The organism is Micromonospora coxensis (genome assembly GCF_900090295.1).
Classification (GTDB): domain Bacteria; phylum Actinomycetota; class Actinomycetes; order Mycobacteriales; family Micromonosporaceae; genus Micromonospora; species Micromonospora coxensis.
The window spans coordinates 3,093,433-3,116,114 of record NZ_LT607753.1; the positions used below are offsets into that span (position 1 = coordinate 3,093,433).

Below are 22,682 nucleotides of genomic sequence, written 5' to 3' on the forward strand. Positions count from 1 at the left end.
GGAGGCTCCGGGGCATTGCAACGCGACGTTGCGTTGCGTTAGCGTGGGGGCATGAGCGTTTCCGCCGTTCCCGCCGTGACCGGGCCCGCTGCGACGGGCAATCCCGCTGTGGGTGGCGCGCCGCCCGGGCTGCCGGCCCGGGTCGACGAGCTGGTGTCCCAGGTACGCGGCAGCGGCGCCCCGTTCACCGCCCGGTCGCCGCTGACCGACGCCGTGACGGTGGTCGTACCGTCGAGTGGGCCGGCCGACGTGGCGGCCGCGTTCGCCGACGCCGCCGAGGCGCAGCGGGCCTGGGCGGCCCTGCCGGTGGCCCGCCGCGCCGCCGTGCTGCTGCGGTGGCACGACCTCGTGCTCGACCGACAGGACGAAGGGCTGGACCTGGTCCAGCTCGAATCGGGCAAGGCCCGCCGACACGCCGTCGAGGAGGTCCTCGACGTGGCGATCAACGCGCGCCACTACGCCCGCACCGCCGCCCGGCTGCTGCGTCCCCGCCGCCGGGCCGGCGCGCTGCCGGTGCTCACCCGGACCCGTGAGCTGCGCTTCCCGCTCGGCGTGGTCGGGGTGATCTCCCCCTGGAACTACCCGCTCTCGCTGGCCGTGGCCGAGGTGCTGCCGGCCCTGATGGCGGGGAACGCGGTGGTGCACCGTCCCGATCCGGCCACCATGCTCACCGCCCTCTGGGTGCGGGACCTGGCCGTCCGCGCCGGGTTGCCGCCCGCGCTCTGGCAGGTCGTCGCCGGCGAGGGTGCCGACGTCGGACCGCTGGTCGTCGAACGCGCCGACATGGTCTGCTTCACCGGCTCCACCCGGGTCGGCCGCGAGGTCGCCGCCCAGGCCGCCCGTCGGCTCGTGCCCACCTCGCTGGAGCTGGGCGGGAAGAACCCGCTGGTGGTCCTCGACGACGCCGACCTGGACCGGGCGGTGGAGGTAGCGATCCGGGCCTGCTTCGCCAGCGCCGGACAGCTCTGCGTCTCGATCGAGCGGGTCTACGTCGCCGACCGGCTGCACGACGAGTTCCTGCGCCGGTTCGTGGCGCGCACCGCCGCGCTGCGGCTGGGCTTCGGCGGCGACTTCGACGCCGACCTGGGCTCGCTGGCCTCCGCGCGGCAGCTCGACACGGTCACCGCGCACGTCGCGGACGCCGTCGCGCACGGGGCCACCCTGCACACCGGGGGCCGGCACCGCCCCGACATCGGCCCGTACGTCTTCGAACCGGCGGTGCTCACCGGCGTCACCCCCGCCATGCGGATGTACGCGGAGGAGACCTTCGGGCCGGTGGTGGCGGTGTACCGCTTCGGCACCGACGACGAGGCGGTGGCCCTGGCCAACGACACCGCGTACGGCCTGAACGCCAGCGTGGTCAGCGGCTCCGGGGCGCGCGGCGAGGCGGTCGCCGCCCGGATCGAGGCCGGCGGGGTGAACGTCAACGACGGCTACTCCGCCGTCTGGGGCAGCATCGACGCCCCGATGGGCGGCTGGAAGGACTCCGGGCTGGGCGGCCGGCACGGCGCCGACGGGCTGCTCCGGTTCACCCGGGTCAAGACCGTCGCCCGGCAGCGCGGACTCGACCTCGCTCCGGCGTACCACCGGCCGGGCGCGGAGAGCGCGGCCTGGACCCGGCGGATGAGCGCGGCGCTGCGCCTGCTGCGGCGCACCGGCCGATGACCGCCACCGGCTCGCCCTCGGCGGACACCGGCGGGCGGGCGACCCGCGGGCCGCGCGGGGCGGCGGCCATCCACGCCGCCGTGCTCGACCTGCTGGCCACCTCCGGGTACGCCGGGTTGACCATCGAGGGGGTGGCCCGCCGCTCCGGCGTCAACAAGACCACCCTCTACCGCTGGTGGCCGTCGAAGCCGGCGCTGGTGGCGGCGACGTTCCGGTACGCCGTGGCCCGGGAGCTGCCGGTGCCGGACACCGGCTCGCTCCGCGGCGACCTGGTGGCCCTGGTCCGATCGAAGGCGGCGTTCCTCGGCGAGGGGCCGGGCCGGCTCGCCGCCGACGTCCTCGCGCACACCGGCGCCGACCCGGAGCTGGCCCGGCTCGCCGACGAGCTGCTCGGCCAGCACAGCACACACGTCGCCGAGATCACCGGCCGGGCCCGCACCCGGGGCGAGCTGGCCGGCGCGGTCGACGACCTCCTGCTGGCGGACCTGCTGCTCGGGCCGGTCTGGCTGCGGGCCGTGGTGACCCACCGTCCACTGTCGGTGGCCGACGCGGAGGCGCTGGTCGACACGCTGCTCGCCGGACTGGGCGGCTGAGCGTCACCGTCGCCGGGTAACGTACCGCTGCGATGCCGTCGACGAGCACCATGGCGAAGAGACGTCCCCGCGGCGGGAGGCGGTCCGCCGCCCTGCTCGGCGCGCTGGTGACCACCGGCGTGACCGTGCTGGTCGCGGGCTGCGCCCCGCCGGGCGGGGAGCGTACGGCGACGCCCGCCCCCACGGCGCCGGCTCCCCGGAAGCTGGCCCTACCGGAGACGGTGCTCGGGCTGCCGCGCTCGGAGAGGCCGGAGCTGGTCCAGCTCTCCCGGTCGCCGCTGGACCGGTTGCGGGCCGAGGTCACCGACCCGACCAGCACCGTCGACGGGGCGTACGCGGGACGGGCCCGCAGCGCCGACGGGGTGGTGGTCAGCGGCGTCTCGGGCACCGTGACGGATCCGGCGGGGGCGCTGGCCCGGGTGCTGAGCCCGTACCCGGTCAAGACCTTCCGGACGGTGGAGTACGGCCGCTTCGGCGGCGAGGTCCGGTGCGGGCGGGGCCGTACCGAGGACAAGGGCTACCTGACCGTCTGCGGCTGGGCCGACCCGCAGACCGCCGGGGTCGTCGCCTTCGTCTCGCCCCGCAAGCAGCTGGAACTCAACACCGAGTTCTACGCGATCCGCGACACGCTGGACGGCACCGTCGGCTGAGCATCCCCGGCGTCAGAGACGCTCGACCACGCGGAAGCGTTCCAGCACCGCGGGGGTGTCGTCGTCCACGGTGAACTCCGGGTCGCCCAGCCAGCCCCGGTAGTCCGGGCCGTGCCAGAACTGCTCGTGCCCGGCCCGCCAGGCGGCCACCGAGGCGTACCCCTCGCCCTCGTCGCGGGCGTGGTCGAGGTCGACGTCGCCGAGCCGGGCGACCCGCACCCCGGTCACCTCGATCACCGCGACCGGGCGGTCGGCGGAGTCGACCACCACCGCGCGGTCCCCGACCTCCGGCAGCGGCTCGCCGTCGAGTTCGTAGTCCTGGAGCAGGCCGGTGGTGGAGGTCTTCGCGCCGGAGAGCACCGCCGCCACCAACAGGTCACGCAGCGGGCCGGGGAAGGCGAACTCGCACCGGGGCAGGTCGGGTGACGTCACCGGCCCGACGGTAGCCGGATCGGTCGCCACTCACATCCGGTAATCGGCGGGCAGGCCGGTCCCCCGCAGCTCCGGCGGCAGGTGGGCGACGTCGTTGAAGGCGATCAGGCTGGGCGGCCCGGCCGAGCTGTAGCGGATCACCGTCAACCCGGCGTGGTGGGCGTTGAGTCCGAGCCAGCGCCGCTCCGGCGCGCCCAGCGCGTGCCGGACCAGCCAGGCGATCAGGAAGGAGTGTGTGACCACCAGTTCGCGCACGTCGCCGTCGGCCGGGGCGGTGGCGAACCGGGCCACGGCCGCCGCCGTCACCCGGGGCCCGTCGACCCGCTCGGCCGCCGAGTAGCCGGCCAGCAGGTTCGCGTACGACGCGGGCAGGCCGGCCGGGTCGGTGTCGTGCGGCAGATGGTCGCCGGCCAGCTCGGAGGCGTACACCGGGATGCCGGGCAGCGACCCGGCGACCAGCTCGGCGGTCTCCGTGGCCCGGCGCAGCGGGCCGTGGTGGACGGCGCGCAACGGCAGGTCGCGCAGCCGCTCGCCGAGCAGGCTCGCCTGCCGGCGGCCCCGCGCGGTGAGCCCCGCCTCCGGTGACTCGACCTCGGCGTGCTCCTGCTCGCCGTGCCGGGCCAGGTAGAGCAGGCGGACACCCATCGTCACCTCACACAGGATCGGGAGGCGCGATGCTAGCCTGCGCCTCCCGATCCTGTCCGCCCCGCTCAGCGCCGGCGCAGCGCCCCGGCGAACGTGACGCAGACCCAGGCCCAGCCGGCGGTCACCGCGAGGCCGAAGCCGACCATGGCCACCGGCCCGGGGCTGACGATCAGCGCCACCCAGGCCGCCGCGAAGAACGCCCCGACGGCCAGGTCGACGGCCGCCCGCGCCCGGGTGGCCCGACGGGCGGCCACCACCGTCGCCACGATCAGCGAGACGAAGGCGACCGCCGCCGCGAGGAAGTGCAGCCCGCCGTGCCAGCTGATCTCCCCCGGACCGCGCGGCGTGCCGGCCGGGAACCCGTCGGCCGGATCGGCGCTGAAGATCCCCGCCGCCACCAGCCCGCTCCCCCAGAGCACGAGCAGCCGGGGCAGCCACACCGAACCGGTCCGGTGCCGCAGGACGGACGCCGCCCCGACGCAGAGCGCCCCGGTGGCCAGGAAGGTGACGATCTGGATCCAGCCCAGCTCACCGGTGCTCAGCATGCTGACCGGGTGCCGGCGGAAGTCGAAGCCGTCCCGGGTGAGGCCCTGGGCCAGCGCGGAGACCGCGAAGATCGGGCCGGCCAGGACGCCGCCGGCCAGCAGCGCCCGGTCCCGGCCCACGGCGGCCGGTCGTACGCGGGGAAGGGCGATCGCGTCGGACATGCGCGTCTCCCTCAGGCCCGGGGGAACATCTGGCCGATACGGATCTTGTTGCCGAACGGGTCGCGGATGCCGAAGTCGATCCCGTACGACCGCTCGGTCGGCTCGTCGGTGATCTCCACGCCCTTGGCGACCAGGTCCTCGTACGTCTTGTGCGCGTCGTCGGTGGTCATGAAGAGCGTGCCGCCCAGCGCGCCCTTGGTGAGCAGTTCACGGACCTGCTCGGCGGTGGCCGGGTCCAGGGCCGGCGGGCCCGGCTTCTCCAGCAGGATCTCGCGTTCCGGGTCACCGGGCAGGTTGACCGTCAGCCAGCGCATGAAGCCGAGGTCGACGTCGGTGTTGACCTCCATGCCGAGCTTGCCGACGTAGAAGTCCAGGGCCTCGTCCTGGTCGAGCACATAGATCTGGGAGCGGGAGATCGCGTTCATCGTCATGCCGAAGACGCTAGAGATGGCCCCTGACCTGCTGCTTATCCAAAACTGCTTGGTCTGGTCCAGGCTTTGCCGAAGCAGCTCGGCACACCCTGCGCGGCGGTGCGGTTGCGCCGGAATCCGCTGGGCGACTCCCCGACGATCTGCCGGAACGTCCGGCTGAACGAGCCGAGGCTGTTGAAGCCGACCGCGAAGCAGATGTCGGTCACGTCGAGGTCGCTCTCCAGCAGCAGCGCCATGGCCCGCTCCACCCGACGCCGTTGCAGGTAGCGGTGGGGCGTCTCGCCGAAGGTGGCGCGGAAGGTCCGGATGAAGTGCGCCTCCGAGACCAGCGCGATCCGGGCCAGCGCGGGGATGTCCAGCGGCTCGGCGTACGACCGGTCCATCGCGTCCCGGGCCCGGAGCATGGCCCGGTTGGACTCCTCGGTCGCCCGGCTCACCGCACCCCCACCTCCGTCGCCTCCAGGTCGAGCGCCGCCAGCACCTCCGGGTCCGCCACCGTCTCCACGGCCAGGATCCGGTCGGTGACGACGAAGCTGAGCACGATGCGGAGCTTCCCACCGACGACCACCACGGCGCCGGGGGCCCCGTCGACGTACGCGGGCACCGCGCCCTGCGCCCGCCCGTTGAAGAAGCCGGCGACGACCGTCGAGCCCCGCGCCTCGGCGGTGCCGCCCATCCGTACGGCCGCCGCGTCGGCGCGCAGCACCACGTGCGGGTCGAGCAGCGCCACCAGGTCGTCGAAGCGTCCCTCCCGGGCGGCGGCGAGGAACGCCTCCACCACCTGCCGCTGGCGGACCGGATCCGTCTCCGGGCTCACCTCGGCCTGCTGCACCCGGCGGCGGGCCCGGCTGGCGATCTGCCGGACGGCGGCCGGAGCCCGGTCGACCACGCCGGCGATCTCGTCGAACGAGACGGCGAACATGTCGTGCAGCACGAACACGAACCGCTCGGTGGGGCCGAGCGTGTCCAGGACGAGCAGCAGCGCCCGGCCGACCGACTCGGTGCGTACCGCCTCCCGCTCCGGGTCGACCGTGTCGGCGTCCGTGGCCTCCGGCTCCACGCCGGTGTCGTCCCAGGGCTGCTCCGGGCGGGCCGTACGGGACCGCAGCCGATCCAGGCAGACCCGGCCGACGGCGGTGGTCAGCCAGCCGGCCAGATTGTCGATCTCGTCGGCGTCGGCACGGCTCAGCCGCAGCCAGGTGTCCTGGACGGCGTCCTCGGCCTCGGTGCGCGAGCCCAGCATCCGGTAGGCCACCGCCCACAGCCGGGACCGGTGCTCCTCGAACCGCCGGGCCAACTGGTCGACATCGCTCATGGTCCCCCGCCCCGAGCCTGGTGTGACCGCCGTCATGTCCGTCGCGCTCCCGCCGGCTCACCCCGTGCTCGGCCGGGACCCACGGATTGGCGGACGGACGCCGGCCAGACTAACAAGCGGAGGTCGGACCGGATGGCCCGCGAACGGCGTGTGGCGCGCCGCGTCGGCTGCCGGACGCTCGTTCGGCAGTGACCTGCCCCGGCTGCCCGATCCTCACACCCAACGGCGGTCGGCCGCCCGTACACCGGCCTGGAACCGACTCGTGGCGCCGAGTCGCTCGGTCAGGGACGTCATCATGCGCTGCACGCTTCGGAGGGAGACTGCCAGCTTGCGGGCCGCGGACTCGTCGGTGTGTCCGGCCGAGAGCAGCCGCAGCAGTTCGCGTTCCTGCGGGGTGAGCCCATGCTCGTCGGCCGCCGCCTGTTCACCGAACGGCGTCGCACTCAGCCACACCTGCTCGAAGAGCGCGACCAGGCCGGCGACGACCCCGGGGCTGCGCAGCTCCAACGCTCCCTGCCGCGGGTTGCCCGGATCGAGGGGGACGAGTGCGGTCGCCCCGTCCACGATGACCATCCGCATCGGCAGGGTCGGTGTGGTGCGGGACTGGCCGCCCAGTCTCGCCATCCACCGCGCGTGTGCCAACGTGCCGGGATCGTTGCGCAAGCTCTCCTGGTACACGTTCCTGATGCGCACGCCGCGCTGCAACGCCTGCTGGTTGAGCGGTGCCTCCGCCTCCATCGTGTCCGGGCTCTGCGCGGCACCCGTGGTGAACGACAGGCATTCGGTGCGGGCGGCGTGGGCGAGCTCGACGAGCCGGTCCCGGACGCTGTCGACCCCGTCGAGCACGCGACCTTCCGTCACCTGGTGGGACTCGTCGTGGGCGGTCGCGATGGCGGCGATGGCGGCCCGGGTCTCCTCCACCTGCCGTTGCCGGACCGCGACCTCCGCCTCCACCCTGGCCAGGAGTGCCGTCAACCCGGCCTGCGGTCGTACCGCCCGGGCCTGGTCGCCCTGCGGAGCGAGCCGGACGAGCGCGAGGTCGGCCAGCACGTCAAGGGCTTCGCTGACCTGTTCCCGGGGGACACCCAGGTGCTCGGCCAGGCCGGCGACGTTCAGGTCGGGACGTTGCAGCATGGCTCGGTAGATCATTTCGTGCTGCGTGGACAACCCCAGCAGATCGAACACAGTCCCTCCCCCGAGTAGGACCAACGCTTCGTATTCTGCCGCTCACCGATCCCTCTCGTGGCCCCGTCGGCGCCTGGCGTGGTTACGCCGGGCGGGCTCACGCCAGGTGGGAGCCGGTGACAAGGCCGACCGGGCCCGCGATGCTTTCTCCAGCGGGGCAACGGACACGGACTCCGCAATCCACACACCAACGGCACGAACATCACCACGGGGGAAAAGATCGAAATGTGGGCATTTATCGACAGCAACCGCCTGGCCGTCCTCGCTCTCGGGCTCGCGATCGCCCTGACTGCCGGACAGGGCGCACCGATGACCCTCGCCGATGGATTCGGCTGGGGCAGCTCCACCTCGAACGGGCCGGCGACCCAGGTCGTGGCCGACGGATTCGGCTGGGGGGCAGCGACTCCGGCCGGGCGGTCCTGATGATCGCCGCGCACATCCGCATCGCCTCCCTCACCTCCACCTGCGGCCTGGACGAGTCGGAACTACGAGATCTCATCCACGCCCAGGCGACCCCGGCAGCCGCGGTGGAGCACATCCGGATCCGCGCCGGCCCGCACGGCGTCGACATCCTGGCGTTCCTCGACAGCGACGACCCGAAGGAGGCCGCCGAAGCCCTGCACCACCTCGTCGACAAGGCGATCGCCAGCACTCCGCTGCTGCGGACGTGGCGGATCATCTGACCCAATTCAACGATGAACCTCAATGGCTGATCGGGCCCCGCCGCAGGCGGCCCGGCGGCCGGCCGAACCTGCCCGACAAGCAACCCGAAAGGAACACCATGAAGAGCACTGCGATCCGGCGCCTGACCAGCCTGGCGCTCGGGGCGGCCCTCGCCGCCGGCGTCGGCCTCACCGGTGGCGTCGCCACCGTGGTCACGAGCGCCCCGGAGGCGGCCTTCGCCGCATCCACCGTGGGTGGGCAGATAACCCCGACGGAAGTGCTCAGCCGCGCCAAATTCTGGTACGACAACCGCGGCAGCATCCCGTACAACCAGGGGGGTTACTACCCCGACCAGAACGGCAGGAACTACCGCACCGACTGCTCCGGGTTCGTCTCGATGGCCTGGCACCTCTCGACGTCGAAGACCACCCACAACATGTACACGGTGTCGAAGCAGATCAGTAAGAACGACCTCCAGCCGGGCGACGTGCTGAACATCGCCAGCCGACACGTCATCCTCTTCAAGCGCTGGATCGACAAGTCGACGGGCACCTTCGAGTACTACGCCTTCGGCTCGACGCCGGTGAAGATGGCGACGGAGACCCTCACCGGAGGCTCCGACGGACGCATCGACTCACACCTGGCCAGCGACTACGTCGCCCGCCGGTACAACAACATCAGCACCAGCGGCGAGGCCCCCGTGAAGGACCCCGGCGTCGCCGACGTCACCGGCGACGGGTACCACGACCTGGTGGCCCGCAAGACCGACGGCACCCTCTGGCTCTACTCGAACAACATCGAGCGTGACAACGGCGTCCCCTACAGCGGCGCCTCCTCCCGCCAGATCGGCAGCGGCTGGAGCGGTTCCGACCGGATCGTCAACGCGGACGTCACCGGTGACGGCTTCACCGACGTGCTGCTGGTCAAGTCCGACGGGACGATGATCCTGTACTCGAACAACATCGTCCGGGACGACGGCGCCCCCTACAGCAGCTCCGCCTCCCGGCAGGTCGGCAGCGGGTGGAACAACTTCGACCGGATCGTCGGAGCGGACGTCACCGGCGACGGCTTCACCGACCTGGTCGCCCGCAAGACCGACGGCACCCTCTGGCTGTACCCGAACAACATCGTCCGCGACAACGGCATCCCCTACAGCAGCCCGGCCGCCCGCCAGATCGGCAGCGGCTGGAACGGCTTCGACACCCTGGTCGGGGCCGACGTCACCGGCGACGGCTTCACCGACCTGGTCGCCCGCAAGACCGACGGCACCCTCTGGATGTACGCCAACAACATCGTCCGCGACAACGGCGTCCCGTACTCGGCCGCCCAGCAGATCGGCAGCGGCTGGAACGGCTTCGACACCCTGGTCGGCGCCGACGTCACCGGCGACGGCTTCACCGACCTGGTCGCCCGCAAGACCGACGGCACCCTCTGGATGTACGCCAACAACATCGTCCGCGACAACGGCGTCCCGTACTCGGCCGCCCAGCAGATCGGCAGCGGCTGGAACGGCTTCAACAGCATCATCTAGCAGTTGGACTGACGGTGCGCCCGGCTTCGGCCGGGCGCACCGTGCTGTCCACACCCACGGTTTGTGACAACGGTCACATCTGTCACGCCACCCGGTGGGCCGTCGACATACCGGTGACGGGACCACGGCGACGCGACGCGACGACGCCGGCAGCCCGACAGGGAGAGGACGGATCGAATGACCACCGAACCGCGCATGCAGAACCCCGCCGCCGTGCTGCCGGACATCGCCGGGGCGGTCAACCTGCTCTACAAGGCCGCCCACTCGGCCGGCGTGCCGGGCACCACCCTGGAGCTGGTGCACCTGCGGGCCAGCCAGATCAACGGGTGCAGCGCCTGCGTCGACTCCGGGGCCCGCGCCGCCCGCAAGGCCGGCGAGACCGAGGAGCGACTGCTCGCGCTGGCCGCCTGGCGGGAGACGCCGTACTTCACCGAGGCGGAGCGCGCGGCGCTCGCGCTCGCCGAGGCGGCCACCCGGCTCGCCGACCGGGCCGACGCCGTGCCGGACCCCATCTGGGCCGAGGCGGCCCGGCACTTCGAGGAGAAGGAACTGGCCGCCCTCGTCCTCTGGGTGGCGACCACCAACTTCTTCAACCGGCTCAACGCCACCACCCGCCAGCAAGCCCCGCAGAACTGGGGCTGAGGACCAGGGGTCCGGCGACGGGGCCGCAACGTGCAGCGCCCCCGGCCACACGGGGGGCCGGGGGCGCTGCCGGAGCAGTCGTCAGGCGACGAACCGGGTCCGCCGCCGGCGGGCGACGAGGTAGCCGCCGCCACCGAGGAGCAGCAGCACGGCACCGACACCGGCCAGGGTGGCGGTGCCCGCGCCGGTCACCGGCAGCCCGCCGCCCTCGCCACCGTCCTCCCCGCCGGGGACGGACGGGTCCGCGCCGGGGGTCGTGGTGGCGGGGGCCGACGGCGAGCCGGTGGGCCCGGCCGTGGGCGAGGCGGTCGGGGACCCGGTCGGCGTGGGCGACGGCGGGGTGGTCAGCCCGACGTAGGCGAAGTTGATCGGGCGGGGGGTCTCCGGCAGCGGCAGCGAGCGGGACTCCAACCGGAGGGTGCCGTCCGTGCCGCGCTGGACCTCGGTGCCGGGAAGCGCGTCCGCCTGCGCCAGCGCCTCGACACCACCCCGGCCATCGGCCCACTCCTTGCTGGCCCAGCGGAAGACGACCGCCGGCAGCTTGTCGGCTCGGGCGTTCGGCGCGGTCTTGACGATCGACGCGGTCAACGCCAGCGTGGCGTCGGCCTCCAGCACGTCGCTGAACTCGCACCAGGCGGCGTCCTGGTTGGTCCACGTCGAGTACCAGCAGTTGTCGTACCGCCGGATCAGGTCGAGGTCGTCGAAGACCCGGACCTGCACGACGACACCCTCGACCGGCTCGTCGCCGACGTTCGTCACGCCCAGCACGACGGGCGCGACCTCGTCCGGGCCGACGAGGTACTTCTTGTTCCGGCCGGTGTCCGGGTCCTGCTCGGTGACGGCGGCGAGCTTCGCCGTCTCCGGCTCGGGCGCGGCCACGGCGGCGGCCGGCGCGGCGACGACCCCGGCGCCGAGGAGCGCGGCGCCCAGGGCGAGCCGGGCGTACAGGTGCAGAGTCATGTGGTGGTCCCCCGTGGTAGATGGCCACGACACGATACAGATCGACACCGCCGGCGCGGGACCCGCCGGACACAGTGGGCGGAGCAGGAGGAAACCGTCGAAGGCGGGCGGATGTCCGGGACGGGCCGACGGCCTCGACGTCTCTGCTGACGGGCATCACCGAGGTGCCCGCAGAGACGACAGGACGAGTCATGTCACGACCGACCGCGCTCCCCGAGCGCCACCGAGCCGCCGCGATCACCGCCTGGGTGCTGCAGATCCTGCTCGGCTTCGCCATCGCCGGGGGTGGGCTGCTCAAGCTCACCGGCGACCCGACCATGGTCGAGATGTTCGACGACATCGGCGCCGGCCAGTGGCTGCGCTTCGTGGTCGGGGCGCTCGAGGTGGCGGGCGGGGTGGGCCTGCTGGTCCCCCGCCTCCGCGCGCTGGCCGCACTCGGCCTGCTGCTGTTGCTCATCGGCGCGGCCGTCGTCAACGTGACCGTGCTCCACACCGGGCCGCTCGGCGCTCTCGCCTTCGCCGCCGTGGCGCTGGCCGTCCTGCTCCTGCGCCGGCACGAGCTACGGGGGAAACTCGGCCCAGCCACGTCCTGAGACCGCAGACCGGCAGCGAGGCTTCCCTTGGACCAAGGCCGACGGGAAGCGGGGTCGACGGGGCGCACCGGACGTCCATGGAGTCCGTCGGCGGAGCCGAATCCTGAACGTCGGCGAGCTCAGCCCCGGCGGCCCCTTGGCGGCCGGGTCACCTCTGTGTCTCTGACCTGCTCAACTGGTTCGACTGCGGCGGACAACCCCGAGACTGGTCCGTGCGGAGGTGACGGGGTCCGAGCTCTCTCCGTGAGAGAATGGGGGCCGCTGCGAGCTGGAGGAGGTGAGCTGCGATGTCGAGCAACGCCGAGAGTATGCCCGAGTGGCCGACCGCAGGACACGTACCGGCGGCGGAGCTGGCCCGTCGTCAGGGTGTCCGTCCGGTCATCTCCGTCGACGACCTCGCACGGCCGGATCTGTTCGAGTCCGACGACGAGCTGGACGACTTCCTCGCCGACCTGTACGCCTCCCGGCGGGCCGGCGCCGCGTGAGCCTGGTGGTCCTGGACACCGATGTCGCGTCGGCCATATGCGCGGTCGGCTAGCCGACCGGCTCCGCGCCCGACTGACCGATAGGACCTTGTGCATCACCTTCGTCACACTCGGGGAACTGACCAAGTGGACCGCACTGCGGAGCTGGGGGCCACGCAAGCTGGCTGACCTCGCGCAATGGCGGTCAGGTGTCGTGCTGCTGCCCTTCGACGAGGCGGTGGCGACAACCTGGGGTCAGCTCCAGGCGCGGGCACAACATCGGGGGCGTCCCCGGCCGACCAACGACTCGTGGATCGCGGCCTGCTGCCTGGTCGACCGGCTGCCGCTGGCGACCTTCAACGGCAAGGATTACGCCGACTTCGCCGAGTACGACGGTCTCCGGCTCTTCGACGTCTCCTAGCTTTCCTGAATGGGGCACTCCGATGGAGCCCACCAACCTCAGCCACTCTTCCTTCGGCTAGGGGAGGCTGCGGTCTTGCAGACGGGCTGTCGTGACCCGCGCTGCTGTCGTCCGCGCGACGCGGGGCAGCGCCCGTCGCGGAACGCCTGATGGAATTGGAGCCCCCGGCCGGGATCGAACCGGCGACATCTCGCTTACAAGGCGAGTGCTCTGGCCAGCTGAGCTACAGGGGCGCGTGTGACGACGTCAGCATAGCGACTGACGTCCGGAATTCCCGCTCGGCAGGGGTCCCGAGCACGGAAAACGTCAATTTCCCGACCGGCGGGCGCTCACCTCGGCCGGCAGCCGTGGGGATTGATGCCTCGCCGTGCCCGACTGCCCGGAATGTGTATGCCGCCCGTCCCATCCGTTGTCTCTCGTCTTGGCACGGTGCGGAAACCCGTTTACCGTGCAGTGACACGTGCGACACCCCGCCCGGCTCCGGCCGCCCACGGGGCGGCGTCCGTGGGCCGGCGCCGACGCGGCGCCGGTTGCTCCTTCACTCGGATCGTCCGGCACGTTCCTGCCGGTGAAAGGAAGCGCACCACCATGGCTACGGTCACGTACGCGAAGGCGTCCCGGATCTACCCGGGCACCGAACGCCCCGCGGTCAACCAGCTCGACCTGCAGATCGGCGACGGGGAGTTCCTCGTCCTGGTCGGCCCGTCGGGTTGCGGCAAGTCCACCAGCCTGCGGATGCTCGCCGGCCTGGAGGACGTCGACGACGGCGCGATCTACATCGAGGATCGGGACGTCACCCACCTCCCCCCGAAGGCCCGCGACATCGCGATGGTCTTCCAGAACTACGCCCTCTACCCGCACATGTCGGTGTACGAGAACATGGCGTTCGCGCTGAAGCTGCGCAAGACCCCGAAGGACGAGATCGACCGTCGGGTCAAGGAGGCGGCCGGGCTGCTCCAGCTGGAGGAGTACCTCAACCGCAAGCCGAAGGCGCTCTCCGGCGGTCAGCGCCAGCGGGTCGCCATGGGCCGCGCCATCGTCCGCGAGCCGCAGGTCTTCCTCATGGACGAGCCGCTGTCGAACCTCGACGCCAAGCTCCGCGTGCAGACCCGTACCCAGATCGCCTCGCTCCAGGCGAAGCTCGGCATCACCACGGTCTACGTCACCCACGACCAGGTCGAGGCCATGACCATGGGTCACCGGGTGGCGGTCATGCTCGACGGTGTCCTCCAGCAGGTGGACACCCCGCGTGCCCTCTACGACACCCCGGCCAACGTCTTCGTCGCCGGCTTCATGGGCTCCCCCGCCATGAACATCAAGACGGTGCCGCTGACCGAGCACGGCGCGGCCTTCGCCGAGATGCTCATCCCGCTGACCCGCGAGCAGGCCCAGGCGGCCCGCGCCGAGAACGGCAACGGCAAGGTGACCGTCGGCTTCCGTCCGGAGGACTGCGATCTGGTCAGCCCGACCGAGGGTGGCATGCCGGTCGTGGTCGAGCTGGTCGAGGACCTCGGCTCGGACGCCAACGTCTACGGCCACGCCGCGCTGGAGGGCCACAACGAGCGCTTCGTGGTCCGCACCGACCGCCGCACCATGCCGAACATGGGTGACACCGTGTTCGTCAAGCCGCGTGCCGGCCGGACCCACGTCTTCCACGCCACCACCGGCAGCCGGATCTGACGTACGTACGGTGAAGGGGCGGTCCGCTTCGGCGGACCGCCCCTTTCGTGTGTGTGCCGGTCGGGTCAGACCTCGGCGGCGCGGCGGCGGGCCACCTCGGCGAGGGTGACCGCGGCGGCGACGCTGGCGTTGAGCGACTCGACGTCGGAGACCATCGGGATGCTGACCGTCAGGTCGCAGGTCTCGCCGACCAGCCGGGACAGCCCGCGCCCCTCGGAGCCGACCACCACGACCAGCGGGCCGACCGCGGCCTCCAGGTCGTACAGGTCGGTGTCGCCGTCGGCGTCCAGGCCGACCACCATGAAGCCGGCGTCCTGGCAGGCCTTCAACGAGCGGGTCAGGTTGGTGACCTGGGCGACCGGCACCCGCGCGGCCGCACCGGCGCTGGTGCGCCAGGCGGTCGCGGTGATCCCGGCGGCCCGCCGCTCCGGTACGAAGACACCCTGCGCGCCGAACGCGGCGGCGGAGCGGATGACCGCGCCCAGGTTGCGCGGGTCGGTGACCCCGTCCAGCGCGACCAGCAGCGGGGCCGGCTGCTCCAGCGCGGCGGCGACGAGGTCCTCGAACGGCTCGTACGCGAAGGGCGGCACCTGGAGGCCGACGCCCTGGTGCAGCACGCCGCCGGTCATCCGGTCCAGTTCGGCCCGGCTGATCTCCAGGATGGCGATGCCCCGGTCGGCGGCGGTCCGGACGATCTCGTTGACCCGGTCGTCGACGTCGATGCCCTGCGCGGTGTAGAGCGCGGTCGCCGGCACGTGCGCGCGCAGCGACTCCAGCACCGGGTTCCGGCCGACCAGCAGCTCGGGCGTGTCCTTGGACGGGTTGGACTTGCGCCCCGGCGCGACCCGGGGACCGCTGCGGCCGGTGGGCTTACCGCCCCGGCCACCGCCGCCGCCCCGACCGGCGGGGACCCCCCGGGTGCCCTTGCCCCAGGTGGTGTCCTTGCTGCCGGGCTGACCGATCTTGGGGGCGCGCCCCTCCTCGGCCGCCGCGCGGCGCTCCTTGTCCTGCTTCCAGGCGGTGCGCTGGGGCAGCTTCTCGGTGCCCGAGTACGCCTTGTGCCAGGGTCGCTCGTCGGCGGGCAGGGTCCGGCCCCGACCCGCGAGGGAGTCCTTGTTCTTGCCACCGGAGCCCTTGGGGGCGCCCGCCTTCGGCGTCAGTCGCCGGCCACGGCGCTGCGAGTTGCCGGCCATCAGTCCTGCTCTCCAATAGTCCAACGGGGGCCCTGGGGGGTGTCCTCGACCACCACGCCGGCCTGCTTGAGCTGGTCGCGTACGGCGTCGGCGGCGGCCCAGTCCTTGCGGCTGCGGGCCTGGGCGCGCTGCTCCAGGGCGAGCGCGATCAGGGAGTCCACCACCCCGCGCAGGTCGTCCGCGCGGTCGCCGCCCGTCCAGGCCGGGTCCAGGGGGTCGACGCCGAGGATATCCAGCATGGCCCGGGCGGAGGCGAGGGTCGTGCGGACGGTCACATCGTCGCCGGCGGTCAGGGCGGTGTTGCCGTCCCGGACCACCTCGTGCAGCACGGCGAGGGCGGCGGAGGTGTTGAGGTCGTCGTCCATCGCCGCGACGAAGCCGGTCGGCAGGTCGCCGAGCTGACCGCCGCCGACCCGTTCGACGGCCCGCTGCACGAAGCCCTCGATCCGCCGGTACGCCACGGCGGCCTCGCGCAGCGCGTCCTCGGAGTAGTCGATGCGGGAGCGGTAGTGCGCGGCGGCGTAGTAGTAGCGCAACTCGACCGGACGCACCCCGAGCGAGTCGACGTACGCCAGGTCGAGGGTGTTGCCGAGCGACTTGCCCATCTTCGCCCCGCCGATGCTGAGCAGGCCGTGGTGCACCCAGTACCGGGCGAAGGGCAGGCCGGCGGCCTGCGACTGGGCGATCTCGTTCTCGTGGTGCGGGAAGGTCAGGTCGAGCCCGCCGCCGTGGATGTCGAACTCGGCGCCGAGGTAGCGCCAGCACATCGCCGAGCACTCGATGTGCCAGCCGGGACGGCCCCGGCCCCACGGCGACGGCCAGTACGCGTCGGCCGGCTCGTCGGGCTTGGCGCCCTTCCAGAGCGCGAAGTCGCGCGGGTCGCGCTTGCCCCGGTCGGGGGCGTCCCCGGCGGACTGCATGTCGTCGGGCGACTGCCCGGACAGCGACCCGTACGCCGGCCAGGAGCGCACGTCGAAGTAGACGTCGCCGGAGCCGTCGGTGGCCGGGTAGGCGTGCCCGTCGGCGATCAGCTTCGCGATCAGCTCGTGCATCTCCGGGATGTGCCCGGTGGCGCGCGGCTCGTACGTCGGGGCGAGCACGTTCAACGCCCGGTACGACTCGGCCAGGATCAGCTCGTTGGCGTACGCGATGGACCAGAACGGCCGGCCCTGCTCCTGCGCCTTGACGAGGATCTTGTCGTCGATGTCGGTGAGATTGCGGATGAACCGGACCTCGTAGCCGGCGGCGACCAGCCAGCGGCGCAGCACGTCGTAGTTGACGCCGGAGCGAAGGTGGCCGATGTGCGGAGGTGCCTGGAGGGTGAGACCACACAGGTAGACCCCCACCTTGCCGGCTTCCCGCGGGACGAAGTCCCGCACCGATCGGGTGGCGGTGTCATACAGGCGTAGCGTCACCGTACAAGGGTAGCCGTCCACGCATTTCGCGGTTGGCCGGAGCCGGGTCGTACGCTGCCTGTCGTGGAGACCGAGGCCCGCGGCGCGGAGACCGCGCAGACCCTCGACCGGGGCCTGCGCCTGCTGCACCTGGTCGCCGACGCGCCGTCCGGCCTGACGGTCACCGAGGCGGCGAACCGGCTGGGCATCGGCCGGGCGGCGGTCTACCGGCTGGTCGGCGCGCTGACCGGGCACGGGATGGTCCGCCGGGACGGCGACGGCCGGCTGCGCCTCGGTGTCGGGGTGCTGCACCTGGCCCGCCGGGCCCAGCCGCTGCTCGCCGAGGGGGCGCTGCCCGCGCTGCGCCGGCTCGCCGAGCAGGCCGGCGCGACCGCGCACCTGACCGTGGTCGAGGGCGGCGAGGGGGTGGCCCTGGCCGTGGTCGAGCCGAGTTGGACCTCGTTCCACGTGGCGTACCGGACGGGGACGCGGCACCCGCTGGAGCGGGGGGCGGCGGGGCGGGCCATCCTCGCCGGCCGCGGCGGCGACGCCCGCCCGGTGGGCACCGCCGGGGAGTTGCAGTCCGGGGCGTACGGGGTGGCGGCGCCGGTGCTCGGGGTGCCCGGGCTGGAGGCGAGCGTCGGGGTGGTGGCGCTGGCCCCGCTCGACGTCGACGCGGTCGGCCCGCAGGTGGCCGCCGCGGCCAGCGCGATCGCCGCCGCCCTCTCCTGACCGACCCACCCCACCACCCCCACCGCCCCGCAAGATCGACACCGTTTGCGGCGTGTCGGCAACCACCCCACCCGGACACCGCGACCCGCAGCGAACCGCGCGCACAGCCCCGGGCGGACGGCACGCGCGGAGGGCCCGGGCGACGGCGGTCGCCCGGGCCCTCCCTGGAGATGCGTTACGGCTGGACGTGCGGCTTGATCGGGCTCTTCACGGCGGCGTACGCGTCGACGATCCCGTAGCCGTAGAAGCCGTTGAAGTTCAGCGAGCCGGCGCAGTACGCGTCGAACTCGGCCGAGCGGCCCTCGTTGGTGTAGCTCTGCAGGCGCGGCTCCGGGCAGGCGTGCTCGGCGGCGGTCCGGTAGAGGTGCTGCTCCACCAGGTCCGGCGCCAGGCCGAAGCCGTTGCGCCCCTGCTTCTTGCCGTGCTTGCTGATGATCAGGCCGGCGACGCCGCTGACGTGCGGCGAGGCCATCGAGGTGCCCTGCAGGTAGGTGTAGTACCCGCACTCACCTGCGGCGGTGCACTGCTTGAACACCGACTCCTCGAAGCCCGCGACGATGTCGCCGTTCTCGTCGACCGAGCCTTCCTCCTGGAGCACCTTCTTCGGGTACGTGGAGAGGATCATGTTGGCATCGGTGCGGAAGGTGTCGGTGCCGTAGCCGTCCCGGAACCAGCCACCCGGCGCGGCGACCGAGATCTGCTCGGTGCCGTAGTTGGAGTAGTCGGCCTTCTTGCCGGACGGGCCGAGCGCGGAGACACCGATGACGTTCGGACCCTCGACCGGGAAGTCCCAGCAGGTCTCGTTGTCGATGGGTCGCGGGTACGGGTCGGCGCCGTAGTCCGGGCTGGAGACGTCGGTCCGGGGCGCACCGAGGTCCTCGTGGTTGTTGCCGAGCGAGCCGACCAGGGTCACACCCTTGCGGTGGGCGAAGTTCAGGGCCCGCTTCATGGCCTTGATGATGGCCCGCTGCTCGGCCTGCGCCTCCGGGGAGTCCGCCGGGTTGGCGGTGCAGTTGTAGAGCCACGGGTCGACGTAGAAGGACATGTTCACCACGTCGATGCCGGCCTTGCCGGCGTACACCAGGGAGTTGACCACCGGGTCGAGGAAGAAGTACCCGGAGTCCTGGCCACCCTTGAGTTCGACCAGCGAGACGTTCGGGGCGACGCCGGAGAGCCCGAAGCCGTTGGCCGCGGCGCCGATCGTGCCGGCCACGTGGGTGCCGTGCCCGCCGTCGTCGGTACCGACCGGGTCGAGGCAGCTCGGCACCTCGCACGGACCGTCGACGTCGACGATGTCGGGGGCGAAGTTGCGCGACAGCGACCAGTCGAAGTTCGGCGCGAGGTCCGGCTGGCTGGCGTCGACGCCGGTGTCGAGGATGGCGACGGTCACCCGCTTGTCACCCGGCTCGATCTTGCGCGCCTTGTCGGCGCGGATCATGTCCAGGCCCCAGAGCTTGTCGTCCAGCGGGTCGAGCTTCTTGCCCTTGCCCTTGGCGATGCCCTTGGCCTCGGTCAGCAGGTGCTCCTGCTCGACCCGGTCCAGCTTGGGCTTGCGGCCGATGGCCTTCTGCTCGGCCGCGCCGATCAGCTCGCCCGCGGCGGTCGCCCGGCCGGCGAAGTCGGCCCGGTCGCTGGTGACCCGGAACAGGCCGACATCATCGGTGCGGGAGATCACGGTCCCGCCTGCGGCACGGATCGCGGCGACCGCCGCGTCCGCCGAGACGCCGTCCTCGGCCACCACGGTGAAGACGCGGCTGATGGTCGGCTCGGCGTTCGCCGGAGCCACCGCGCCGGTCACCGTGAGTGCCAGAGCCGCCGCGGTCGCGACGGCTCCGACGGTGAAGCGTTTGCTCACCACATCAATTCCTCTCGTTGAGGGACGTGGCAGCATCAGATCGCACCCGGAGGACTTGCGCCAGTGGAAGTCCGAAAGAGCCGATTAGCCGGCCTTCGCTGTGTGCATCCGACGTAGCACGGCGGGCAGTTCGGCCAGAGTGGACAGTTCGGCGTCCGGGCGCACCTCGGGCGGGCACGGCAGGCCGGACCGGTTGAGCCAGATCCCCCGCAGGCCGGCGCGCTGCGGGCCGACCACGTCGTGGGCGAGCGAGTCCCCGACGTACGCGATCTGCTCCGCCGGCACCCCGGCGGCCTCGACCACGGCGGCGTAGAACTCGGGCGCGGGCTTCTTGGGCAACCCGCCGTCGTGCGCGTACAGCTCGAAGGTGAACTCGCCGGCCAGGCCGCAGCGTTCGGCGCGGCTGTTGCCGTTGGTCGCGTAGCCGAGCGCGTACTCCCGCCGCAGCGCGGCGAGCGCGGGCAGCGCGTCGGCGAACGGCCGGGTCAGCGCGAACCGCCGGGCGAAGAAGAGCGCCGCCAGCTCGTCGAGGTGGGCGGTGAGCCCGGCCCGGGCCAGCGAGCGGGCCAGCGCGGCCCGACGGATCTGCGCCACCGGCGCGGCGGCGTGCTCGCCGAAGACCGCGTCCCAGTCCGATTCCAGGTCCGCGAGGGAGACGCCGGCCGCCGCCGGGGTCAGCCGCCGCATCTCCTCCAGTACGACCACCAGCCCGCCGGTGACCGCCGGGCGCAGGTCGAGCAGGGTCTCGTCGGCGTCGAACACCACCACGTTCCGCACGACGGACACGGTCTCACGTCAGGGCCGGCTCGTCCGCCCGCTCGGTCACCGGTTCGGCGCGGACGCCGCGCAGCTCGTCGAGGCGGACCAGCGCCACCCCGGCGACGATCAGCGCGCCGCCGAGCAGCTGCACCACGGTCGGCAGCTCGCCCAGCATCAGCCAGGCGATGAGCACCGCGAACATCACCTCGGTCAGCCCCACGAACGACGACAGCCGCGCGCCGAGCACCCGGGTGGCCGCGATCCCGGCCAGGTACGCGACCACCGCCGCCACCAGGGAGAGCCCGGCGATCGGCACCAGCCAGCTGGTGCGCTGCCCGGCGAAGTCGACGTCGCCGAAGGTGGCCCGCAGCGGCAGCACCCCGACGAGGCCGAGCAGGGCGAGCACGGCGGCGCCGACGGCCATGCCGCCGCTGGCCATGGCGACCGACGGCAGGCCGGCGTCGACCCGCGCGGCGAGCACGAAGTACCCGGCCAGGCCGACCGCCGCCCCGAGGCCCCAGAGCACGCCGACCGGGTCGAGCCGCCCGGCGCCGGTCAGGTCGAGCACGAAGGCCAGCCCGGCGAGCGCGGCGACCGAGCCGACCACGGTGAGCCGCCGGGGCCGCTGCCCGTGCACCAGCCACATCCAGGCCACCACGAGGATGATGCCGAGGTACTCCAGCAGCAGCGCCACGCCGACCGGCAGGTAGCGCACGGCGTTGAAGAAGCACGCCTGGGCGGTGGCGACGCCGAGCAGGCCGAAGACGCCGACCGGGCCGAGGGTGCGGCGCAGCAGCGCCCCCTTGCCGCGCAGGGAGAGCACGGCCGGCACGGCGAGCACCAGGGCGGCGCTGCCGACCCGGGCGACGACCACGGCCTCGGCGGACCAGCCGGCCTCGATCAGCGAGCGGGCGAAGGTGCCGGAGGTGGCGAAGGTGACGGCCGACAGCAGGGCCAGGCCGAGGCCGACGCCGGTGGATCGTTGGTGCATCGGGCTCTCCTCGCCGGCGCGGTCGTCATGTGCAAAGTGCGCTTATGCTGGTGACGCTAACGGTCGGTCGAGACAGGAGTCAAGTTGCTTTTCGCTCATGACACTGAGGCCGGGCTGATCGCCGCGACCGCTCTGGTCAACACCGACAGCCGGGACGGCGAAGGGCTGCCGGACGTCGACGCGCTGGGCGACTTCCTGGTCACCCACGGCTGGACCGGCCGGCACGAACGGACCGAGGCCGAACTGCGCGCGGTCCGCGCGCTGCGGCCCCGGCTGCGCCGCATCTGGTACGCCGACGTCGACGAGATCGTCGTCATCGTCAACGGGCTGCTGCGCGAGTCCCACGCGCTGCCGCAACTCGTCCGGCACGACGACGAGCCGTACCACCTGCACGCGGTGCCCCGGGACGCGCCGCTGGCGACCCGGATGGCGGTCGAGGCGGCGATGGCCGTCGCCGACCTGGTCCGTGGCGGGGAGCTGAGCCGGCTGGGCACCTGCGCCGACGCCGACTGCGACAGCGTGCTCGTCGACCTGTCGAAGAACCGGTCCCGCCGGTTCTGCGACGCCGGCTGCGGCAACCGGGCCGCCGTCACCGCCTACCGGGCGCGGAAGGCGGCCGGTCGGTCCTGAGCAGCTCGTACTCCACCTCGCCCTGCTCGGTGCCCGGAATCGGGTCGTCGAAGTGCAGGTGGAAGGTGCGCACGTAACGCAGTCCGGCCCGCTCCAGCACCGCCCGGGAGCGGCCGTTGACCGCCATGGTCTGCGCCCACACCCGCCGTACGCCCACCGTGTCGATGGCGTGCCGGACCAGCGCGCGGGAGCCCTCGGTGGCCAGGCCCCGCCCCCACGCGGCGCGGCGCAGCCGGTAGCCCAGCTCCGCCTCGGTGCCGTCGTCGGACGGGTCGAGCGCGAACCAGCCAAGGAACTCGCCGGTCGACCGCTCCTGTGCCGCCCAGCGGCCCAGGCCGGGGGTGTGGTCGTACCGGGCGAGGATGCGCGGCAGGTGCTCGTCGCGGACCGTCTCGCGCGGCGTCGCCACCCCGCCGGTCAGGAAGCGCATGACCTCCGGGTCGGCGTCCAGCGCGACCAGGTGGTCCACGTCGTCGGCGGTGAACCGGCGCAGTCGCAGCCGCGCGGTCTCCAGCAGCACCCCGTCAGGTCCGGTCATGCCCCGGATCATG

At 72.8% G+C, this 22,682-nt stretch carries 26 protein-coding genes and 1 tRNA gene; 12 read left to right on the top strand and 15 right to left on the bottom strand.

The features are described from left to right. The first annotated feature begins 51 nt into the window (after window positions 1–51). The 3 genes from GA0070614_RS13970 to GA0070614_RS13980 are packed head-to-tail and all read left to right on the top strand — an operon-like array spanning window position 52 to window position 2,908. The gene (locus GA0070614_RS13970; RefSeq protein WP_088976367.1) at window positions 52–1,665 is read left to right on the top strand and encodes a succinic semialdehyde dehydrogenase; all 1,614 of its coding nucleotides are present in this window, start codon (window positions 52–54) and stop codon (window positions 1,663–1,665) included. Then, window positions 1,662–2,258: a TetR/AcrR family transcriptional regulator gene (locus GA0070614_RS13975; RefSeq protein ID WP_088976368.1), complete on the top strand. Its 597-nt coding sequence runs from the start codon at window positions 1,662–1,664 to the stop codon at window positions 2,256–2,258. Before GA0070614_RS13970 ends, GA0070614_RS13975 begins: the two co-directional genes overlap by 4 nt. 50 nt (window positions 2,259–2,308) lie before the next feature. Beyond that, the gene (locus tag GA0070614_RS13980; protein ID WP_157744992.1) at window positions 2,309–2,908 is read left to right on the top strand and encodes a hypothetical protein; all 600 of its coding nucleotides are present in this window, start codon (window positions 2,309–2,311) and stop codon (window positions 2,906–2,908) included. Between the two features lie 12 nt (window positions 2,909–2,920). Here the strand turns inward: GA0070614_RS13980 and GA0070614_RS13985 are convergent, their stop codons facing one another. The 7 genes from GA0070614_RS13985 to GA0070614_RS14015 all read right to left on the bottom strand — a co-directional run bounded on the left by GA0070614_RS13985 (window position 2,921) and on the right by GA0070614_RS14015 (window position 7,623). Next, window positions 2,921–3,340 (bottom strand): ASCH domain-containing protein, encoded by a 420-nt coding sequence (locus tag GA0070614_RS13985; protein ID WP_088979428.1) that lies wholly within the window; start codon window positions 3,338–3,340, stop codon window positions 2,921–2,923. 30 nt (window positions 3,341–3,370) lie between these two features. Then, entirely contained in the window at window positions 3,371–3,985 is a 615-nt protein-coding gene (locus GA0070614_RS13990; RefSeq protein WP_088976370.1) for a histidine phosphatase family protein, read from the bottom strand. 65 nt (window positions 3,986–4,050) lie between these two features. Further along, window positions 4,051–4,692, bottom strand: a complete 642-nt coding sequence (locus tag GA0070614_RS13995) for a DUF998 domain-containing protein (RefSeq protein WP_088976371.1) — start codon at window positions 4,690–4,692, stop codon at window positions 4,051–4,053. 11 nt (window positions 4,693–4,703) lie between these two features. Then, complete coding sequence (locus GA0070614_RS14000) at window positions 4,704–5,123, bottom strand: VOC family protein (protein ID WP_088976372.1); 420 nt, start codon at window positions 5,121–5,123, stop codon at window positions 4,704–4,706. Between the two features lie 35 nt (window positions 5,124–5,158). Continuing rightward, window positions 5,159–5,560: a helix-turn-helix domain-containing protein gene (locus GA0070614_RS14005; RefSeq protein ID WP_088976373.1), complete on the bottom strand. Its 402-nt coding sequence runs from the start codon at window positions 5,558–5,560 to the stop codon at window positions 5,159–5,161. After that, window positions 5,557–6,438, bottom strand: coding sequence for a sigma-70 family RNA polymerase sigma factor (locus GA0070614_RS14010; protein WP_088976374.1), 882 nt, complete (start codon window positions 6,436–6,438; stop codon window positions 5,557–5,559). The genes GA0070614_RS14005 and GA0070614_RS14010 overlap by 4 nt, the downstream gene beginning before the upstream one ends. A gap of 213 nt (window positions 6,439–6,651) precedes the next feature. Continuing rightward, the gene (locus GA0070614_RS14015; RefSeq protein ID WP_088976375.1) at window positions 6,652–7,623 is read right to left on the bottom strand and encodes a LuxR C-terminal-related transcriptional regulator; all 972 of its coding nucleotides are present in this window, start codon (window positions 7,621–7,623) and stop codon (window positions 6,652–6,654) included. A gap of 422 nt (window positions 7,624–8,045) precedes the next feature. On the opposite strand from GA0070614_RS14015, the gene GA0070614_RS14025 reads away from it, so the two are divergent. From GA0070614_RS14025 to GA0070614_RS14035, 3 genes are all read left to right on the top strand, one after another. Beyond that, window positions 8,046–8,306 (top strand): hypothetical protein, encoded by a 261-nt coding sequence (locus GA0070614_RS14025; RefSeq protein ID WP_088976377.1) that lies wholly within the window; start codon window positions 8,046–8,048, stop codon window positions 8,304–8,306. 98 nt (window positions 8,307–8,404) lie between these two features. Further along, window positions 8,405–9,817, top strand: a complete 1,413-nt coding sequence (locus GA0070614_RS14030) for an FG-GAP-like repeat-containing protein (protein ID WP_088976378.1) — start codon at window positions 8,405–8,407, stop codon at window positions 9,815–9,817. A gap of 177 nt (window positions 9,818–9,994) precedes the next feature. After that, window positions 9,995–10,459, top strand: a complete 465-nt coding sequence (locus GA0070614_RS14035; RefSeq protein WP_197701443.1) for a carboxymuconolactone decarboxylase family protein — start codon at window positions 9,995–9,997, stop codon at window positions 10,457–10,459. Window positions 10,460–10,540: 81 nt separating this feature from the next. Here the strand turns inward: GA0070614_RS14035 and GA0070614_RS14040 are convergent, their stop codons facing one another. Further along, complete coding sequence (locus GA0070614_RS14040; protein ID WP_088976379.1) at window positions 10,541–11,419, bottom strand: LPXTG cell wall anchor domain-containing protein; 879 nt, start codon at window positions 11,417–11,419, stop codon at window positions 10,541–10,543. A 191-nt stretch (window positions 11,420–11,610) separates the two neighbouring features. On the opposite strand from GA0070614_RS14040, the gene GA0070614_RS14045 reads away from it, so the two are divergent. The 3 genes from GA0070614_RS14045 to GA0070614_RS14055 all read left to right on the top strand — a co-directional run bounded on the left by GA0070614_RS14045 (window position 11,611) and on the right by GA0070614_RS14055 (window position 12,897). Beyond that, complete coding sequence (locus tag GA0070614_RS14045; RefSeq protein ID WP_088976380.1) at window positions 11,611–12,012, top strand: DoxX family protein; 402 nt, start codon at window positions 11,611–11,613, stop codon at window positions 12,010–12,012. A gap of 287 nt (window positions 12,013–12,299) precedes the next feature. Next, window positions 12,300–12,497 (top strand): hypothetical protein, encoded by a 198-nt coding sequence (locus GA0070614_RS14050; RefSeq protein WP_088976381.1) that lies wholly within the window; start codon window positions 12,300–12,302, stop codon window positions 12,495–12,497. 37 nt (window positions 12,498–12,534) lie between these two features. Then, window positions 12,535–12,897: a type II toxin-antitoxin system VapC family toxin gene (locus GA0070614_RS14055; RefSeq protein WP_231933635.1), complete on the top strand. Its 363-nt coding sequence runs from the start codon at window positions 12,535–12,537 to the stop codon at window positions 12,895–12,897. A gap of 156 nt (window positions 12,898–13,053) precedes the next feature. On the opposite strand, the gene GA0070614_RS14060 is transcribed toward GA0070614_RS14055, so the two are convergent. Further along, a tRNA-Thr gene (locus GA0070614_RS14060) sits at window positions 13,054–13,130 on the bottom strand. A 355-nt stretch (window positions 13,131–13,485) separates the two neighbouring features. Between GA0070614_RS14060 and GA0070614_RS14065 the strand changes: the two genes are divergently transcribed. Next, window positions 13,486–14,577 (top strand): ABC transporter ATP-binding protein, encoded by a 1,092-nt coding sequence (locus tag GA0070614_RS14065; protein ID WP_088976382.1) that lies wholly within the window; start codon window positions 13,486–13,488, stop codon window positions 14,575–14,577. 65 nt (window positions 14,578–14,642) lie between these two features. Here GA0070614_RS14065 and rlmB read toward each other — a convergent pair whose 3' ends face one another. Next, entirely contained in the window at window positions 14,643–15,770 is a 1,128-nt protein-coding gene (gene rlmB, locus GA0070614_RS14070; protein WP_088976383.1) for a 23S rRNA (guanosine(2251)-2'-O)-methyltransferase RlmB, read from the bottom strand. Then, complete coding sequence (gene cysS / locus GA0070614_RS14075; protein WP_088976384.1) at window positions 15,770–17,185, bottom strand: cysteine--tRNA ligase; 1,416 nt, start codon at window positions 17,183–17,185, stop codon at window positions 15,770–15,772. Before cysS ends, rlmB begins: the two co-directional genes overlap by 1 nt. Before the next feature lie 63 nt (window positions 17,186–17,248). Between cysS and GA0070614_RS14080 the strand changes: the two genes are divergently transcribed. Continuing rightward, window positions 17,249–17,896 carry an IclR family transcriptional regulator gene (locus GA0070614_RS14080; RefSeq protein WP_088976385.1) on the top strand — a complete coding sequence of 216 codons (648 nt, stop codon included), beginning with the start codon at window positions 17,249–17,251 and terminating at the stop codon, window positions 17,894–17,896. Window positions 17,897–18,071: 175 nt separating this feature from the next. Here the strand turns inward: GA0070614_RS14080 and GA0070614_RS14085 are convergent, their stop codons facing one another. The 3 genes from GA0070614_RS14085 to GA0070614_RS14095 form a co-directional block, all read right to left on the bottom strand. Then, the gene (locus tag GA0070614_RS14085) at window positions 18,072–19,751 is read right to left on the bottom strand and encodes a S8 family serine peptidase (protein ID WP_172892432.1); all 1,680 of its coding nucleotides are present in this window, start codon (window positions 19,749–19,751) and stop codon (window positions 18,072–18,074) included. Window positions 19,752–19,835: 84 nt separating this feature from the next. Further along, a complete protein-coding gene (locus GA0070614_RS14090; protein ID WP_088979430.1) occupies window positions 19,836–20,528 on the bottom strand; it encodes an HAD family hydrolase in 693 nt (230 codons plus the stop codon). A gap of 13 nt (window positions 20,529–20,541) precedes the next feature. Then, window positions 20,542–21,501, bottom strand: a complete 960-nt coding sequence (locus GA0070614_RS14095) for an EamA family transporter (protein WP_088976387.1) — start codon at window positions 21,499–21,501, stop codon at window positions 20,542–20,544. A gap of 84 nt (window positions 21,502–21,585) precedes the next feature. On the opposite strand from GA0070614_RS14095, the gene GA0070614_RS14100 reads away from it, so the two are divergent. Then, a complete protein-coding gene (locus GA0070614_RS14100) occupies window positions 21,586–22,131 on the top strand; it encodes a CGNR zinc finger domain-containing protein (RefSeq protein WP_088976388.1) in 546 nt (181 codons plus the stop codon). On the opposite strand, the gene GA0070614_RS14105 is transcribed toward GA0070614_RS14100, so the two are convergent. Next, window positions 22,091–22,669 carry a GNAT family N-acetyltransferase gene (locus tag GA0070614_RS14105; RefSeq protein ID WP_088976389.1) on the bottom strand — a complete coding sequence of 193 codons (579 nt, stop codon included), beginning with the start codon at window positions 22,667–22,669 and terminating at the stop codon, window positions 22,091–22,093. The two genes, GA0070614_RS14100 and GA0070614_RS14105, sit on opposite strands and share 41 nt — an antisense overlap. Between the last annotated feature and the right edge of the window lie 13 nt (window positions 22,670–22,682).